14 protein-coding genes are annotated in these 17271 nt (G+C 72.0%); 5 read left to right on the top strand and 9 right to left on the bottom strand.

All coding sequences use genetic code 11. The features are described 5' to 3' along the window. Positions 1–55: 55 nt before the first annotated feature. Positions 56–1399, bottom strand: coding sequence for a dicarboxylate/amino acid:cation symporter (locus tag AC1MGR_RS13770; protein WP_108036306.1), 1344 nt, complete (start codon positions 1397–1399; stop codon positions 56–58). Between the two features lie 359 nt (positions 1400–1758). On the opposite strand from AC1MGR_RS13770, the gene AC1MGR_RS13775 reads away from it, so the two are divergent. Continuing rightward, complete coding sequence (locus tag AC1MGR_RS13775) at positions 1759–3702, top strand: ATP-binding protein (protein WP_480231957.1); 1944 nt, start codon at positions 1759–1761, stop codon at positions 3700–3702. After that, positions 3699–5057, top strand: coding sequence for a sigma-54-dependent transcriptional regulator (locus tag AC1MGR_RS13780; protein WP_108036302.1), 1359 nt, complete (start codon positions 3699–3701; stop codon positions 5055–5057). The genes AC1MGR_RS13775 and AC1MGR_RS13780 overlap by 4 nt, the downstream gene beginning before the upstream one ends. Before the next feature lie 114 nt (positions 5058–5171). Here the strand turns inward: AC1MGR_RS13780 and AC1MGR_RS13785 are convergent, their stop codons facing one another. From AC1MGR_RS13785 to AC1MGR_RS13795, 3 genes are all read right to left on the bottom strand, one after another. Continuing rightward, positions 5172–5750, bottom strand: coding sequence for a PepSY domain-containing protein (locus AC1MGR_RS13785; RefSeq protein ID WP_480231958.1), 579 nt, complete (start codon positions 5748–5750; stop codon positions 5172–5174). A gap of 97 nt (positions 5751–5847) precedes the next feature. Next, positions 5848–7473, bottom strand: coding sequence for a PepSY-associated TM helix domain-containing protein (locus tag AC1MGR_RS13790; protein ID WP_480231959.1), 1626 nt, complete (start codon positions 7471–7473; stop codon positions 5848–5850). 29 nt (positions 7474–7502) lie between these two features. Beyond that, the gene (locus AC1MGR_RS13795) at positions 7503–9839 is read right to left on the bottom strand and encodes a TonB-dependent siderophore receptor (RefSeq protein ID WP_480234797.1); all 2337 of its coding nucleotides are present in this window, start codon (positions 9837–9839) and stop codon (positions 7503–7505) included. A gap of 479 nt (positions 9840–10318) precedes the next feature. Between AC1MGR_RS13795 and AC1MGR_RS13800 the strand changes: the two genes are divergently transcribed. After that, positions 10319–11062, top strand: coding sequence for a Crp/Fnr family transcriptional regulator (locus AC1MGR_RS13800; protein WP_108036294.1), 744 nt, complete (start codon positions 10319–10321; stop codon positions 11060–11062). A gap of 21 nt (positions 11063–11083) precedes the next feature. Here the strand turns inward: AC1MGR_RS13800 and AC1MGR_RS13805 are convergent, their stop codons facing one another. The 4 genes from AC1MGR_RS13805 to AC1MGR_RS13820 form a co-directional block, all read right to left on the bottom strand. Further along, positions 11084–11392, bottom strand: a complete 309-nt coding sequence (locus AC1MGR_RS13805; protein WP_480231960.1) for a hypothetical protein — start codon at positions 11390–11392, stop codon at positions 11084–11086. Between the two features lie 118 nt (positions 11393–11510). Continuing rightward, positions 11511–11774: a DUF6894 family protein gene (locus tag AC1MGR_RS13810; protein ID WP_108036289.1), complete on the bottom strand. Its 264-nt coding sequence runs from the start codon at positions 11772–11774 to the stop codon at positions 11511–11513. A gap of 242 nt (positions 11775–12016) precedes the next feature. Next, positions 12017–14296: an SF1B family DNA helicase RecD2 gene (gene recD2, locus AC1MGR_RS13815; protein ID WP_480231961.1), complete on the bottom strand. Its 2280-nt coding sequence runs from the start codon at positions 14294–14296 to the stop codon at positions 12017–12019. 465 nt (positions 14297–14761) lie between these two features. Further along, a complete protein-coding gene (locus AC1MGR_RS13820) occupies positions 14762–15439 on the bottom strand; it encodes a trna delta -isopentenylpyrophosphate transferase (RefSeq protein WP_480231962.1) in 678 nt (225 codons plus the stop codon). A gap of 209 nt (positions 15440–15648) precedes the next feature. On the opposite strand from AC1MGR_RS13820, the gene AC1MGR_RS13825 reads away from it, so the two are divergent. Further along, entirely contained in the window at positions 15649–15984 is a 336-nt protein-coding gene (locus AC1MGR_RS13825; protein WP_108036283.1) for a hypothetical protein, read from the top strand. Between the two features lie 21 nt (positions 15985–16005). Here the strand turns inward: AC1MGR_RS13825 and AC1MGR_RS13830 are convergent, their stop codons facing one another. Further along, positions 16006–16269 (bottom strand): hypothetical protein, encoded by a 264-nt coding sequence (locus AC1MGR_RS13830; RefSeq protein WP_108036281.1) that lies wholly within the window; start codon positions 16267–16269, stop codon positions 16006–16008. 210 nt (positions 16270–16479) lie between these two features. Here AC1MGR_RS13830 and AC1MGR_RS13835 point away from each other — a divergent pair, with 210 nt between their 5' ends. Then, positions 16480–17262, top strand: coding sequence for a DUF502 domain-containing protein (locus AC1MGR_RS13835; protein ID WP_108036279.1), 783 nt, complete (start codon positions 16480–16482; stop codon positions 17260–17262). Positions 17263–17271 lie beyond the last annotated feature (9 nt).

The raw sequence follows: 17271 nt of genomic DNA on the forward strand, positions 1-17271 counted from the left end.
GCCCCTTCATGGCGTTGGAAAGGACCGGGCGCGGCGCGCCCGGTCCGGTGTCGCCTCACTCGGCCGGCTGCAGGGCCGGGAGCTCCGAGTCGAGGGGCATCGGGTTGCCGCCCATGGCGGCGGCGAGCTTGACGTCGTCGACCTCGCCCTCCCAGCGGGCGACCACGATGCAGGCCACCGCGTTGCCGATGAAGTTGGTGAGCGCGCGGCACTCGGACATGAAGCGGTCGACGCCGAGGATCAGCGCCATGCCGACGACCGGCACCGAGGGCACCACCGCGAGGGTCGCCGCCAGGGTGATGAAGCCCGAGCCGGTGACGCCGGCCGCGCCCTTGGAGGACAGCATCGCCACGAGGAGCAGCAGGCCCTGCTCGCCGAAGGTCAGGGGCGTGTCCGTCGCCTGGGCGATGAAGAGCGCCGCCATCGTCATGTAGATGTTGGTGCCGTCGAGGTTGAACGAGTAGCCGGTGGGGACCACGAGGCCGACCACGGGCTTCGAGCAGCCGGCGCGCTCCATCTTCTCGAGGAGCGAGGGCAGGGCCGACTCGGACGACGAGGTGCCGAGCACCAGCATCAGCTCTTCCTTGATGTAGCGGATGAGCTTGATGATCGAGAAGCCGTTGTAGCGGGCGACGGCCCCGAGGACGCCGAGGACGAAGATCGCCGAGGTCAGGTAGAAGGCGCCGACCAGGTAGGCGAGGTTGGCCAGCGAGGCGATGCCGTACTTGCCGATGGTGAAGGCCATGGCGCCGAAGGCGCCGATGGGGGCGACCTTCATGATGATGTTGACGACGCCGAAGATGGCCTCCGACAGCACCTTGATGATGTCGAGGACCGGCTTGCCGCGATCGCCCAGGAAGGCGAGCCCGAAGCCGAACAGCACCGAGAAGAACAGCACCTGGAGGATCTCGCCGCCCGAGAACGCCCCCACCGCCGTGGTCGGGATGATGTTCATCAGAAAGTCGGTGATCGTCTGCGTCTTGGCCTTGTCGGCGTACATCGCGATCGACTTCGGATCGAGCGACTTCGGATCGATGTGCATGCCCGCGCCCGGCTGGACGAGGTTCGCCACGATCAGGCCGACGATCAGCGCCAGGGTCGAGAAGGTGATGAAGTAGATCAGCGCCTTGCCGCCGACGCGTCCGACCTTCTCGAGGTTGGTCATGCCGGCGATGCCGGAGACCACGGTGAGGAAGATCACCGGCGCGATGATCATCTTGACGAGCTTGATGAAGGCGTCGCCGAGCGGCTTCATGTCCGCGCCGACCTGCGGGTAGAAGTGGCCCAGCGCGATGCCGATCGCCACGGCGACCAGCACCTGGAAATACAGGGTCCGGTAGATCGGCTTGGGCTTGGGCGGCGCGTGGGGCGCGGTGAGGGGCGATGGTACAGCGGCCATGATGGCGTTCTCCCGATGGGTCTCTCGAACGATGGCGGCGCGGCTCGGGGACGACGTCCCGCGTCCGCGCTCTCTTGCTCTTGCGCCGGCGGATCCGGCATCCCCCGGCCGCGCCCCGGAGGAGAGCGGCGGCGGGGGCGGCGGGCCCTCGGCGGACAGCCCTGCGGTTGGCGCAGGGCTGCATTACCCCTCCGGAATGGCAACCGGCATGCCAGGGCCGGCGCCGGCGAAACTTTTCGTTAAGTCCCTGGAAACGGGATCGTTTTTCCGATGAGTCCGCGACGCGCCCAGGATCGCCTTGCGAAAACCCGGACGGGGCGGCGAAATCCTTTCCGGGAAATCGCAGGGAACCGACCGGCATGAGCCCGAAATCCCAGCCGGCCCGATCCTGGGCGGACGCGGAGCCCGGCGCGCACCGGGCGCCCCCGTCGCACGTGCCGAGCCAGCGCAGCCTCGTCCTGCTGGCGAGCGTCGCCGCGATCCTGCTGGCGGCCTGGCTCGCAGGGGGCATCGCCGAGCGCTGGGCCCTGGCCGACTTGCGCCGCACGGCCGAGGCGACGCTGGGCCTGCAGGTCGGCGTCCTGGCCGCCGAGATGCAGAAGCAGACCTCCCTGCCCCTGGCCCTGGCGGCGGATCCGGAGATCGCCGCCGCCGCGGAGGCCGCGCCCCCGGCGGACCTGATCGGCCGCGTGAACCGGCGCCTCGCCCAGGTCGCCGAAGCCACGGACTCGGCGGTGATCTACGTCATCCGGCCGGACGGCATCACGGCCGCGGCCAGCAATGCGGGCAGCCGGGGCAGCTTCCTCGGCCGCGACTACGCCTTCCGGCCCTATTTCCGGCAGGCGATGCAGGAGGGGTCCGGATCGCAGTTCGCCCTCGGCACCGTGAGCGGCCGCGCCGGCTACTACCTGTCCCGGCGGATCGGCAGCGCCGGCGGCGTCGTGGTGGTCAAGATCGAGTTCAACGGGGTCGAGGCGGCCTGGCGCGCGGCGGCGGACGGGGTGTTCGTCGCGGATGCCCGCGGCATCGTCCTCGTGGCGAGCGAGCCGGCCTGGCGCTTCACCACCCTGCGCCGGATCGACGAGGCCGAGCGGCGGCGCATCCGCGAGGCCCTGGAATTCGGCGACGCGCCCCTCGACGACATGCCGCTCTATCCCGTCGCCGGCACGGAGGATCTCGTGCGCGTCGGCCAGGGGGCGCGGCCGGCCTGGGCCGCCCTGCGCCTCGACGCCCCGATCCCCGGCACCGCCTGGCGGCTCACCACCCTGACGCCGCTGGGCCGCACCGTGGAGCGCGAGCGGGTCCAGGCCTGGATCATCGCCGCCCTGGTCACGGGCCTCGCCTGCCTCGGCCTCACCGCCCTCGCGGGCCGGGGCCGGCGCAACCGCGAGCGCCTCGCCCGCGCCTCGGCCCAGCGGGACGCCCTTGAGGCCCGCGTCCGGGAGCGGACCCTGGAACTCACCGACGCCAACCGGCTGCTGCGCCTCGAGATCGAGGAGCGGCAGCGGGCGGAGGCCGAGCGCGAACGCCTGGGGCGCGAGCTCGCCCAGGCGGGGCGCCTGGCCGCCCTCGGGCAGTTCGCCGCCAGCATGGCCCACGAGATCAACCAGCCGCTGGCCGCCATCCGGTCCTACGCCGACAACGCCGCCATCCTGGTCCGGCGCGGCCGGGCGGAGGAGGCGGCCGAGAACGCCTTCGCCATCGGGCGCCTCAGCGACCGCATCGGCGGCCTCACCCGCCAGCTCAAGGGCTTCGCCCGGCGCTCCTCCGCCAAGCGGGAGCCCGTGGCCCTGTCCGAGATCCTGCACAACAGCCTGGAACTGGTCGAGGCCCGGGCCGCGGCCGCCCGCATCCCCCTGGTGGTGGAGGGCGCAGGCCCCGGCCTCCGGGTGCTCGGCGACGGGCCGCGCCTCGAACAGGTCGTGGTGAACCTGCTCCAGAACGCCCTCGATGCCGTCCAGGGCCGGCCCGACCCGCGCGTCGCCCTGCAGGTCGCCGAGGCGGCGCCCGACCGCGTCGTGGTGGCGGTCCGCGACAGCGGGCCCGGCATCCCCGAGGCGGTCCGGGCGCAGATCTTCGACGCCTTCTTCACCACCAAGTCGGACGGGCTCGGCCTCGGGCTCGCCATCGCCCGCGGAATCGTCGAGGATTGCGGCGGAAGCCTCACCGTCCTGGACGATCCGGCGGGCGGCACGATCTTCCGCATGGTCCTGGCCAAGGCCACAAAACCAGGAGCGGCCACGGAAGCGGCCGCGGCACAGGGGGGGACCGGGGTGACCGGACCGGCGGAGGCGACGACGTGAGCGAAACCAGGGAGGGGGCGGCCTCGGCGGAGCGGGTCGTCTTCATCGACGACGAGGCGGATGTCTGCCGGGCCAACCGCCAGAGCCTGGAGCTCGACGGCTTCACGGTGGAGACCTTCGGGGCCGCCGGGCCGGCCCTGACCGCGATCCTGGCCGATCCCCCCGGCCTCGTCATCACCGACGTGCGCCTGCCCGACCTCGACGGGGTCGCGCTGTTCGCCCGCCTGCGCGCCATCGACCCGGAGCTGCCCGTCATCCTGATCACCGGCCACGGCGACATCCGCATGGCGGTGGGGGCGATGCGCGACGGCGCCTACGACTTCCTGGCCAAGCCCTACCCGGCCGAGGCGCTGCTGGCCTCGGCCCGGCGCGCCCTGGAGCGGCGCCGCCTCGTGCTGGAGAACCGCCAGCTGCGGGCGCGCCTCGACGCCGCCCTGGAGGAGGACCCGGCCTTCCTCGGCGTGTCGCCCGCCATGGTGCGCCTGCGCCAGCTCGTGCGCGAGGTGGCCCGGGCCGACGTCGACGTGCTGGTGTTCGGCGAGACCGGCGCCGGCAAGGAGGTGGTGGCGAGCGCGCTGCACCGCTGGGGCCGGCGCGCCAAGCGCAACTTCGTGGCGATGAATTGCGGGGCGCTGCCCGACAGCGTCGCCGAGAGCGAGCTGTTCGGCCACGAGGCCGGGGCCTTCACGGGCGCGGTGAAGCGCCGGGTGGGGCGGATCGAGCATGCCCAGGGGGGCACACTCTTCCTCGACGAGATCGAGAGCATGCCGCTCAACCTGCAGGTCAAGATCCTGCGCGTGCTGCAGGAGCGCAAGGTCGAGCCCCTCGGCGGCAACGACTCCCTGCCCGTCGACATGCGGGTGGTGGCCGCCACCAAGGTCGATCTCGGCCAGGCCGCGGCCCAGGGCACCTTCCGGGACGACCTCTACCACCGGCTCAACGTGATCACGATCGCGATCCCGCCCCTGCGGGACCGGCGGGAGGACGTGATCCTGCTCTTCCAGGAATTTCTGCGGCGGGCGGCCGCCCGCTTCGGCCGCGAGGTCCCGGCCATCACCGGACCGGTGCTGGAGCACCTGCGCCGGCACGACTGGCCCGGCAACGTGCGCGAGCTCGGCCACTTCGCCGAGCGCTACGCCCTCGGCCTCGGGGCGCAGGACTTGGCCGCCCCCGAGATCGTCGCCGCCGGCACCCTGGCCGAGCAGGTCGACCGCTTCGAGCGCAGCCTGATCCGCGAGGAGCTCATCATGGCCGGCGGCGACGTCCGGCTGGCGGCGGAATCCCTGGGGACGCCGCGCAAGACCCTCTACGACAAGATCGCCCGCCACGGCCTCACGCCGACCGACTACCGCTGACGCGCGCCGGGCGGGGCAGGGAGGCCGGCTTCGGGGCCGGCCTCCCGCTTCGCAGACGTCCGCCCCCCCCGGGACTCGCCGGGGAGCTTGCGGATCCGTTGCCGATTTGGCGGATCAGTCGACGACCTTGCCGTCGGGGCCGACCTTGACCTTCTGCTCGCGGTCGGGGAGCGCCACCTTGATGTCGTACTGCACCGAGGAGCCCTCGCGCTCGACCTCGGCCTCGTAGGCCTTGCCGCCGCCGGCCTTCTGCTCGGCGATCTTCAGGGCGTCCTTGAGCGAGGTGGTCGCCTTCTGGAAGTCGGCCGGCTTCAGGCGGGTGAAGTAGCGCTCGATCGGCTGGTTCTCGGTCTTGTAGAGGGCGCCGTCATCGGCGTTGATGCCGTACTCGACCAGCTTGCCGTCCGGGTACACCACCTTGATGCTGTAGTGGTTCGGGTTCTTGCCGTCGGCCTTCTCGAAGTCGGCGTCGATGGCGCGGCCCTTCTCGCCCTGCTGCTCGGCGGTGGTCAGCGCCTGCGCGAGGGTGACCTTGCTGACGGCGGCGACCTGGTACTCCTTCATGTCCTTGTCGGTCTTGGCATCCATCTTGGCATCCATCTTGGCATCCATCTTGGCGGCCGGCGTCTGGGCCAGCACGAGGCCGGTGCTCAAGGCGAGAAATCCGGCGGCGGCGGCGAGGCGGTGCATCATGGCGGGTCGTCCCTTTTCGGGTGTCGTTGAAGGACCCTGGAAACGGCCGGCGGGCCGGTTGGTTGCCCCGCAACATGCGCCCGTGTCGTCCGGGCCGTCAGCGGGCCGCGGAACCCGGGGCCGCGAGGGCGCCGAGGCCGGCGCGCGCCGCCGCGGGCGCGGAAGCCGCCGCAGGCCCGGAAGCCGCCGCAGGCCCGGAAGCCGCCCGCCGCGGCCCGGCGTAGCGGGCGAGCTTGCGCGCCGCGACGGCGAACAGGCCCGCCAGGGCGAGCAGCGTCGCGTCGAACCCGACGAAGCGGGCCTGCCCGGCGAGGAGCCCCGCCCAGTGGTGGTCGACCAGGGCGAGGTCGGCGGCCACCACCGCGAGATAGAGCCCGGCGGTCGCGGTCAGGGCCGCGCCCCAGGCCCGGCGCGACGGGCCGGCGAGGGCCGCCAGGGTGACGAGGCCCCAGGTGGCGAAGAAGGCGCCGATCTCCGCATCCGCCCGGCCCGCCAGACCGGGGGGCAGCAGGCGGTTGGCGAGGAAGTAGGCCGCGATGGCCGCCGGCAGCCCGGCCACGGCGCCGATGTTCAGGGCCTGGACCAGGCGCAGGCCGGGGAAGCCCCGCGCGCCGGCCTTGGGCAGGCGTGCCACCGACCAGAGCACGAGGCCGGTGGCCACCATGGCGGAGCCCATCAGGCCGCAGAGGAAGAACAGGATGCGCAGGGCCGGCCCGGCGAAGTGGGCCTCGTGCAGGCCGACCAGGATGGTGAAGGTCCGGGTCGCCGGCCCGAGGCCGCCCTGCCGGACCTCGCGCACGGCGCCCGTCACCCCGTCGAAGGCGATCTGCGGATGCGCGTGGGAGAGGCCGTGCGGCTCCGCGAACACCGCCGTCACCACCGCGTGGGCGTCCCGCGGGTTGACGACCGAGAGCCGCTCCAGGGGCTCGGGGACCCGCGCCATGGCCTCGCGCACCATCGGGCCGATGGGCGCCAGGGTGCCGGGCTGCCCGGCGGCGGGCCGGGGCGCCGGGATCTGCCCGCTCTCGGCGAAGAAGGTCTGCGCCTCGCCCTTGTAGGCGGCGGTGATGCCCCAGGGCATGTACATCACCGCCAGCGTGACGATGCCCGTGTAGGTGATCATCAGGTGGAAGGGCAGGGCGAGCACGCCCGTGACGTTGTGGGCGTCGAGCCAGCCGCGCTGGGGCGCCTTGTCCCGCCGCAGGGTGAAGAAGTCGGCGAAGATGCGCCGGTGGGTGATCACGCCGGAGATCAGCGCCACCAGCATGATCATGGCGCAGAGGCCGACGATCCAGCGGCCCCAGAGGGGCGGCATGTGGAGCTCGAAGTGGAAGCGGTAGAGGAAGTCGCCGCCCCGCGTCTCGCGGATCGCCGCCGGCTCGCCCGTCGCCGGGTCGAGGCGGGCCTGCCCCGGCGGGGTGCCGGGCTTCGTTCGCCAGAACAGGTCGAGCACCGGGCTGTCGGGGGTCGGCAGGCCGATGAACCACGTCCGCGCCCCGCCGGCGTGCCGCTGGAGATGCGCGACGCCGAGCTCGGCCGCCCGCGCCAGGCGATCGGGCGAAAGGGCCTCGGCCTGCGGAAGCTCGGGCCGCATCCAGCGCGAGATGTCCGTCCGGTAGTAGCTCGCCGTACCGGTGACGAAGATCGCCAGCAGGACCCAGCCGACGACGAGGCCGGACCAGGTGTGGAGCCAAGCCATGGCCTGGCGGAAGCTCGTTCCCATGGCGTCCTCCGGGAGGCTGGCGCGGCGCGCTACCAGCGGTAGCGCAGGGTGGCGTAGACCGTACGGGGCAGGCCGTAGAAGCAGCTCGAATAGCTGAAGCAGCCCGTCACGGTGCGCGCGTCGAGGAGGTTCTGGGCGTTGACCTGCAGGGTGAAGCCGTTGAGCGTCGCGTCGAAGTTCTTCAGGTCGTAGGACAGGACCGCATCCACGAGGACGCTCTCGGGCACCTTGAAGGAATTGGCCGGGTCGCCCCAGGAGGAGCCGAGATAGCGCACGCCGCCGCCGAGGCCGAGCCCCAGCAGGGGCCCGCCGGTGAAGCGGTAATCGACGAACAGCGAGGCGGTGGTGTCGGGGATCTGGACCGGGACCCGCCCCAGCAGCGGCACGGTCTGGCCCGTCAGAAGGTTCGCCGTGGTCGTGATGTCCTGGGTGATGCGCGCGTCGATGAGCGAGAAGCCGCCGATGACGTTCAGGCCCTCGGCGAGGTTGGCCCGCGCCTCGAATTCCAGGCCCTGCACGCCCACCGCGCCGGTCTGCACCACGAAGTTCCGGTTCACCGGGTCCGGGTTCGTGGCGTTCGAGCGGCGGATGTCGAAGGCCGCCGCGGTCAGCAGGATGTCGGTGCCGGGGGGCTGGTACTTGATGCCGGCCTCGAACTGGTCGCTGGTGATCGGATCGGGGATGCGCCCGACCGAGCCGAAATTCGCGTCGAAGATCCGCCCGGCGGTGATCGGCTCGAAGGCCTCGCTGTAGGAGACGTAAGGGGCGACGCCGTTGTCGAAGAGGTAGAGCAGGCTCGCCCGGCCGGTGAAGGCCTCCGCGGGGACGTCCTGGTTGGTCACCACGTTCGTGGCGAGGGTGCGGGTCGGGCCCGAGGTCCGGGCCCAGTCGTAGCGGCCGCCGAGGGTCAGGACGAGGCGGTCGAACTTCACCTGGTCCTGGACGTAGAGCCCGGTCTGCTCCGCCGTGATCCGCGCATCCGTGGTGAAGGGCGGCGCCGGGATGGTCATGCTGTAGTTGGGCGCCAGCACGTTCAAACTCGGGGCCGCCGGGAAGGCCGAGGACAGCGTGCGGGTCTCGAAGTTGCGGTAATCGACGCCGACGAGGGCGGTGTGGGCGAAGAGGCCGGTCTCGAACCGGCCCACGAGGTTGTTGTCGATGGTGTAGGCGTCGATCCCGACCCGGGTGGCGATGCGCGAGCGGTCGATGATCGGCCCGGTGCTGAAGGGGCCGCTGTTGTCGGAGAAGGCGCTGTAGACGCTGCGGTAATCGCCCTCGGTGCGCAGGTAGCGCGCCGCCGAGTGGACATGCAGGGCCTCGTTGACATCGTGGTCGAAGATGTAGCCGATCGAGGCCTGGGTCCGGTCCGAGCGCTCGAAGTTGCGGTCGCCGTCGTAGAAGTCCACCGGCAGCCGGCCGGTGACGCCGTTGCCGAAGTTGCGCGGGAACACCGTGCCCACGGCGGGGAATCCGCCGTAGAAGCCCGAGAACGGATCGCGCTGGTAATTGCCGATGAGGGTGAGCGAGGTGTCGGCGGAGGGCCGCCAGGTCAGGCTCGGGTTGATCAGGACGCGCTCGACCTCGGTCGTCACCGCCGGGCCGTCGCCCTTCCAGCCGAGGCCGATCACCCGGTAGGCGAACTGGTCGGCCAGCGGCCCCGCCGCCGACGGGATCGGGCCGCCGATGTCGAAGCCGCCGCGCACCTCGCTGAAGCCGCCGCCCTGGACGAAGATCTCCCCGTGCTGGACGAAGCGCGGCATCTTGGAGACGAAGTTGACGATGCCGCCGGGGCCCGACTGCCCGTAGAGCACCGAGGCCGGGCCCTTGATGACGTCGACGCGCTCCAGGCGGAACGGGTCGATGCTGGCGGACGCGTCGCGGCTGCCCGGCAGGGCGAGACCGTCGAGGAAGAGCGGCGCGGTGAAGCCGCGGATGTAGAACTGCTCCAGGCGGGTGGCGCCGGCGCCGCCGCGCTGCTCGGTGGTCACGCTCGGCGAATAGCGCAGGGCCTGGTTGATGGTGAGCGCGTTCTGGTCCTCGATCTGCTGCCGGCCGATCACCGAGATCGACTGCGCCGTCTCCAGGATCGGCGTGTCGGTCTTGGTGGCGACCCGGCTCTGGGTGGCGACGTAGCCGCGCACGGGGCCGACCGCGCCGCCGGGCTGGCTGCCGGAGGCGTTCCGGCCCGTGCCGGCCCCCTCCACCGAGAGGGTGTCGAGGGTCACCGTCTCGGTTCCCGCCTGCGCCTGCGCATCCCGGATTCCGAACCCGACGCCAGCAACGCCGGACAGCAGCGTCGCCAGAAGGCAGCGTTGGGCCGCTCTGGCGACGGGACGGGCATGCTCATGCGACGCAAAACAATTCACAGCCAAAGACCATTCCAGGGTGAGTACGAAATCGGTACCGCAGACGTGAATTGACTTACTTCCGTCAGCACCGAAACGTCTTGGCAGGAATCCTATTTCATCGGCAAGAGCTATGTTTTTTACTTATTCCAGGTTGGAACTGAACTGAGCCCCCTGTGCGGGTGCCGGCTTTAATCCCGGCCGCCGCGAAAAAAAGCGGGGCGCGACCCGAAGCCCACACCGGGCGGACGGGGCCTGCGTCGGCGGCGCTGGCCCGGAACGGTTTTTCTTATGAATTCCTAAGAATATCCTGGAATCTGGCCAATCCGCCAAAATTTGCGGTCTTATATCTCCATAATACCATGCAGACACAGACGGATACTTGTAAATTACAATCGTAAATCTATGTTAAGGCTGTCGCCCGCATCCCGCTGCGGGCGGTTGGGAGACCGCGCGCGCTCTTGCCGTCCCGGGACTCTTGCCGTCCCGGGAGGAGCGCCATGCCAGATCCGTCACAGCCGAGCGCTGCCCCACCCGATCCGGTCCAGGCCACGGTGCAGAACCGCCTCCTGCGGGCGATGGCGCCGGAGGATTTCGCACGTCTCGCGCCGCACCTCGAACCGATGGCGGGCGAATTCCGCCAGGTCCTGATCCGGCCCCACCAGCCGGTCGAGCGGCTGTACTTCCCCGAGAGCGGGTTCGTCTCGATCGTCACGGAGGCCTCGTCCGGCCGGGTCGAGATCGGCCTCGTGGGGCGGGAGGGCCTCGTCGGCGCCACGCCGGTCCTGCTCGACAGCGATCGGACGCCGCATCACGCCTCCGTACAGAATACCGGCCGCCTGCTCGCCGTCGCCGCCCCGGCGCTCCTGGCGGCCGTCGGGCAGAGCCCGTCCCTGCGCCGCCTGCTGCTGCGCTTCGTCCAGGTGCAGATCGTCCACCTGGGCAAGGCCGCCTATGCCAACGCCACCTACACCATGGAGGTGCGCCTCGCCGCCTGGCTGCTGATGTGCCACGACCGGATCGACGGCGACGACATCGCCATCACGCACGAGTTCCTGGCGCTGATGCTCGGCGTGCAGCGCTCCGGGGCGACCCTGGCGGTGCAGATCCTCGAGGGCCAGCACCTGATCCGGGCGCGGCGCGGGCGCATCACCATCCTCGACCGCCCGGCGCTGCTGGCCCTGGCCGACGGCAGCTACGGCACCGCCGAGGCCGAGTACGCCCGGCTGATCGGCGGGGCCTGATCCCCGCCCGGGGCAGCCGCCTCAGGCCGCCAGCGGCAGGGCGTCCGGCGCCGGGGCGGCGGCGCGGATGCCGAGGAAGGCCTCCACGGCCGCCAGGGAATCGAAGGCCATGAATTCCGGGCGCAGGGGCGCGGGAAGCCCCGCGAAGGTCAGGCTCCGGAACGTGTCGGGATGGGGATAGAGCTGGTACGGCCCGTCCGGATCCAGGGGCGGGAACAGGATCGCCACCTTCCGGCCGCCGAGCCGGACGAGGCGGGTGCTGCTGTAGGACAGGGTCTCGATCGTGTAGGCGGCCCGCTTCGCCGCGCCCTTCGTCATGATGCCTCGCATGGGTGCTTCCTCGTCTGCGTCGCGTCTTCGAACCTCGCCGCCCCCGGGCGGCCGATCTGCGTGCGGCCCGAATTCTTGCCGCCGGAATTCATGCCGCCCGAATTCTTGCCGCCCGAATTCATGCGGCCTTGGCCAGCGGCAGGACCTCGCGGAAGGCGAGGAGGAGGACGCGCCGGCCCTGGGCGTCGTGAACGTCGACGATCCAGTCCGACCAGTCGAGCCCGGCCCCCACCCGCTCCATGGCGTGCAGGGCCACCTCCGCGGCGTGGAAGCGGACCTGGGTCGGGTCCGCGAGCGCGACGCCCGTCGGGTCGATGATGGCCACGTGGCCGTCGGTGCAGTGGAACCGGTACTGGGAACGGGGCTTCCGCAGGACAGTCATGGCCGGGCCTCCGATGCCCGACCCGTCCCTGTCGGGATCCTCGCCGGGGCTGTTGTCCGGTCTTCGCGGCCGGATCGCGCAACGTCGTTCCGCCCATATAAGTTCTTCTTTTGTTCTCATCAAGAATCCGCCCCGGCGCGTTCTGACGCGGACCTGCGGCAGAGCTTGCCGACGAGCCCGGCAGCGCCGGCGTTGCTGGCCGTGCGCCGCCCCTGACCATCCGTCTCGCGGGCCCGCCGCCCCTAGCCGCGCTCGCGCAGCCACTGGCCGAGCTTGGTCCAGCGCCGGGCCTGGCGGCGCCCCGACACGGCCGTGCGGATCGCGCGGGGCTGGCCCACCAGCACCACGAGCTGCCGGCCCCGGGTCACCGCCGTGTAGAGGAGGTTGCGCGCCAGCAGGGTGAAGTGCTGGTTCACGATCGGGATCACCACGGCCGGGTACTCGGAGCCCTGGCTCTTGTGGATGGTGGTGGCGAAGGCCGGCACGAGGGTGTCGAGCTCGCCGTACGGGTAGGCGACCTCGCGCCCGTCGAAGGACACGATCACCGCCTGGTCCTCGGCCTCGAGGCGCACGACCCGGCCGAGATCGCCGTTGAACACGTCGCGGTCGTAGTCGTTCTGGGTCTCCATCACCCGGTCGCCGGGCGTGAAGCGCCAGCCGAAGCGCTCCACCGCCGTCTCGGGGGGCGGGTTCAGCACCCGCTGGAGTTCGTGGTTGAGGTTGCGGCTGCCCAGCACCCCGCGCAGCATCGGCGTCAGCACCTGGACGTCGCGGAGGGGGTCGAGGCCGAAGCGGGCGGGGATGCGCCGGGTCACCACCTCGATCAGCCGGGCGAGGCCGATCTCGGGATCGTCCACCGCGATCCAGTAGAAATCCGCCGCCGCGTCCGGGGACGCGCCCTCCGGCACCGCCTCCGGCACCGGCGGCACCGCCTCCGGCATCAGGCCGCGGTTGATGCGGTGCGCGTTGACGACGATCCGGCTCGCCGCGGCCTGGCGGAACACCTCGGTGAGGCGGGCGACCGGGACGCGCTCCGAGGCGATGAGGTCGGCCAGGACCTGGCCCGGGCCCACGGAGGGCAGCTGGTCGACGTCGCCCACGAGGAGCAGAGCCGCCCGCTCCGGCACCGCCTTCAGGAGGGCGTTCATCAGCGGGACGTCGATCATCGAGGCCTCGTCGACGACGAGGAGGTCGCAGGCGAGGGGGTTGTCGGCGTCGCGGGCGAAGCCGCCCCGGGCCGGGTCGACCTCCAGCAGCCGGTGGAGGGTCTTGGCCGGGAGCCCGGTCTGCTCGGTCATGCGCTTGGCCGCCCGGCCGGTGGGGGCGGCGAGGAGCACCCGCACGCCCTTGGCGACGAGGATGCGCAGGAGCGAATCCAGCGTGCTGGTCTTGCCGACCCCCGGGCCACCGGTGAGGACGCAGAGCCGGCTCGCGAGCATCGTGCCGATGGCGGCGGCCTGCGAGGGCGACAGGGTCTTGCCCGTGCGGGCCTCGACCCAGGGGATCGCCCGGGCGAGGTCGATGGCGGGCCAGGGCGGGGCCCCGTCGCGGCGGTCGATCAGGCGGTCCGCGATGGCGCGCTCGGCCCCGTGCAGGCCCTTGAGGAACAGGCAGGTCTCGGACCCGGACGTCTCGGGCCCGGATCTGCCGACCGCGATCGTGTCCGCCACCACGTCCGCGCCGCGCAGTTCGAGCGCGATGGCGAGGCGGATCAGGTCCGGCTCGACCTCGAGCAGGCGCTGGGCCAGGGCCACGAGGCGCTCGGTGGGCAGGCCGCAATGGCCCTCGTCGGTGGCGGTCTGGAGCGCGAAGGTGACCCCGGCGCGCAGGCGCTGCGGCGCCTCCCGGGCCAGGCCGAGGCGCATCGCGATGGCGTCGGCGGTGCGGAAGCCGATGCCGCGGATGTCGCGGGCGAGCCGGTAGGGGTCCTGCGTCATCACCGCGATCGCGTCGCGGCCGTAGGTCCGGAAGATGCGCACGGCCCGGGCGGTGCCGACCCCGTGGGCGTGCAGGAAGATCATGATCTCCCGCACCAGCTTCTGCTCGGCCCAGCCGCGCAGGATGCGGGCGGCGCGCTTGGGGCCGATCCCCGCCACCTCCGTCAGGCGGCCGGGCTCCGCCTCGATCACCGCGAAGGTGTCGGCGCCGAACAGGGCGACGATGCGCTCCGCCATGGCCGGGCCGATGCCCCGCATCTGCCCGGAGGCGAGGTAGCGCGCGATGCCCTCGCGGCCCGTCGGCGGCGTCACCCGCAGGGTCTCGGCCCGGAACTGCAGCCCGTGCTGGCGGTCGGAGGTCCAGCGGCCCGAGGCGGCGATCCACTCGCCCGGCGCGATCGCGGGGGCGTGCCCGATCACCGGCACCAGGTCGCGCTTGCCCGCCGCCTGGACCTTGAGCACGCAGAAGCCGGTCTCGGCGTTGTGGAAGGTGACGCGCTCGATGGTGCCCGCGAGGGTGTCCCCGGGCTCCCGGCGACGGGACGCCGCGCCGGCCTGCGGTTCGAGATCTCCCGGGCGGATCATCCTGTTCACGCCACCGGCCCTGCGTCACGGTTTCCTGGATCAGGCCGCCGCGCGGCGACCGGGTTTTGGGGGTCAGGCCGCCGCACGGCGGCCGGGCTTCTTGGCTCAAGCCGCGCGGCGGCCGGGTTTCTTGGCTCAGGCCGCGCGGCGGCCGGGTTTCTTGGCTCAGGCCGCGCGGCGGCCGGGTTTCTTGGCTCAAGCCGCGCGGCGGCCGGGTTTCTTGGCTCAAGCCGCGCGGCGGCCGGGTTTCTTGGCTCAAGCCGCGCGGCGGCCGGGTTTCTTGGCTCAGGCCGCGCGGCGGCCGGGTTTCTTGGCTCAGGCCGCGCGGCGGCCGGGTTTCTTGGCTCAGGCCGCGCGGCGGCCGGGTTTCTTGGCTCAGGCCGCGCGGCGGCCGGGTTTCTTGGCTCAGGCCGCGCGGCGGCCGGGTTTCTTGGCTCAGGCCGCGCGGCGGCCGGGTTTCTTGGCTCAGGCCGCGCGGCGGCCGGGTTTCTTGGGAGGCCAGCCCAGGGCGACGAGGCGGGCGCGGGCATAGTCGCGGACCTCGTCGCGGGTGCCCGGCGGCATCCCGGCGAGCACCTGCTGGGTCTCGGCGTCGAGCATCAGGTCGGTGACGGCGTCGATGCTGTCCCGGTCGTCGATCCGGCGCTTCAGGTCGGCCTCGGCCTCGGTCACCGCGTCGAACGGGTCGGATTCCGCGAAGGCGTCGTCCACGGCCTGGATCGCGGCCGGGGGGCCGGCCCGGAACTCGTCCGCCTCCTCCTCGGAATAGACGAGGCCGTGCAGCTCCAGGAGCTTGAGGATCACCCGGTCCTTGGCGCGCTTCTCGGCCATGGCGTAGACGTAGCCGGCCTGCCTGCCCGAGACCCGGTAGTTCACGTTGACCAGGGCCTCGCCGATCGACCACTCGACCCGCTCGGTCCCGGCCTTCGCCCCCGCCATCCGACCGGTCACCAGGATCACGGCCTCGTCGCGCTCGGCCCGCACCAGGGTCGGCGGGTCGAAGCGGATGCCGGCCTGGGCGGCGATGCGCTCCAGGGTCCGGTGGTAGATCACCGCCGTGCCCTGCACCCGCCAGACGTTGCCGCCGAAGGGTTCGCCGTAGCGGACCAGGATGTCCGCGATCTGCTTGTCCGCCGTTCTCATCGGGCCTTCTCGCCAGGACTGCCCGGGAAGCCGGGCGCGGGCCGTGACCTACGGCCACGTTCCTGATATGTTCCAGAAGATGTGATGTGGTCCCTGGGCCGTGTCATGACAAGTGGGCGCACATGTGGGTGCGTTGAATCCGAACCCGCCGTAGAAGAGGCGCCGGACCTTTGCTGTCCTCCGGAGCCGTAGCGCGAACAGGAGCGCCGATGACCTCGCTGATCTTCTCCGTGTCGAGCCCCGACGGCGACGGCACGTACCGGATGGAGGCCACGAAGACCGCGCGCGGCGTGCGTTTTACCTGCACCTGCCCTGAGGGTGTCGCGCAGGCGCATTGCGAGCACCGCATCGCCCTGCTGCTCGGGGAGGTCGGCCACCTCGCCGCGGTCGATCCCGCCTCGGTCGCGGCGCTCTCCGCCCTGACCCGGGGCTCGCCCCTGATGCACGCCGTGCACCGGCTGGCCCAGGCGGAGGCCGCCGAGGCCGAGGCCCGCGCCGACCTCGCGCGCGCCCGGCAGGTCCTCGCCACCATCCTGGGCGGCTGAGCCCCCGGGCGGTCGGGCGGCTCAGCCCCGGTCGGGCCGGGCCTCCCAGATCGCCGCCTCGACGAAGGGGCGCTTCAGCTGCGGACCGGCGCCGCTGCGCAGGACGAAGTCGTTGGCGCCGGGATGGCGGCGGATCGCCTTGCCGAGGTTGAGCCGGTAGCCCGCCCCGAACACGTAGGGGGGTGCCATCGGGTCGGCCATGTAGGCGTCGACGGCCGCCGTCACCTCGGTCGCGGGAATGAGGCCCAGGTCGCACAGGGCGCGAATCGTCAGCTTCTCGGTCATGGGCTCCTCCATAGGCCCCCGGGCGGCGGCACCGCAACGCGGCCCGTCGCCTGGGGCGCGCGGACGCGGTCTTGAGCCGCGGGGGCGCAGGGGCTACCTCTTGCGACGGGGCCAAGCTTGCCGGACCCCCGGCTCCGCGCCGCGCGCGGGGCAGGGGCGGTCCGAGCAGCGGCGTTCCGAGACGCCGTCCCCCCGGCCGAAAGTGCATCCGTGGCGCCCACCCTTCCCCCGACGCTCCCCCCACCCGAACCCGAGGCCGGCGCCCGCCCGCGGGTGAGCGCGCGGGGCCGCCTGCGGACCTACTTCCTCACCGGCATCATCGTGTCGGGGCCGCTGGCCATCACGATCTACCTGACCTGGTGGTTCATCAGCCTCATCGACGGCTGGGTGAAGCCCCTGGTGCCGGCGAGCTACCTGCCCGACCATTACCTGCCGTTCTCGATTCCCGGCCTCGGCCTCCTCATCGCCTTCGTGGCGGTGACGCTGCTGGGCTTCCTCACCGCCAACCTGGTGGGGCGCAGCGTCGTCGAGTTCGGCGAGGTGCTGCTCGCCCGCACCCCGGTGATCTCGGGGCTCTACAAGGGCCTGCGCCAGATCTTCGAGACGCTGTTTTCCGCCAACGGCACCTCGTTCCGCACCGTCGGCCTCGTGGAATTCCCCGTGAAGGGCACCTGGTCGGTGGTCTTCCTGTCCGCGCCGGCCGCCCCGGACGTGCAGGCCGCGCTGGCGCCGGGGGGCGACCATGTCGGCGTGTTCCTGCCCTGCGCCCCCAACCCCACGACGGGCTTCTTCTTCTACCTGCCCCGCACCGACATCGTGGAGATCGCCATGAGCGTCGACGACGCGGCCAAGCTGGTGATGTCGGCCGGCGTGATCCAGCCGGAAGATCCGGGGGCGCGGGACGCCCATGCCAAGGATCCGCAGGCGCGCTTCCAGGCCATGGCGGCCTCCTTGCGGGCGACCCACGGGGACCCGCCCAAGATCGATGCGTGAGATCGATGC

It is taken from the genome of Methylobacterium sp. BI1, assembly GCF_056680125.1.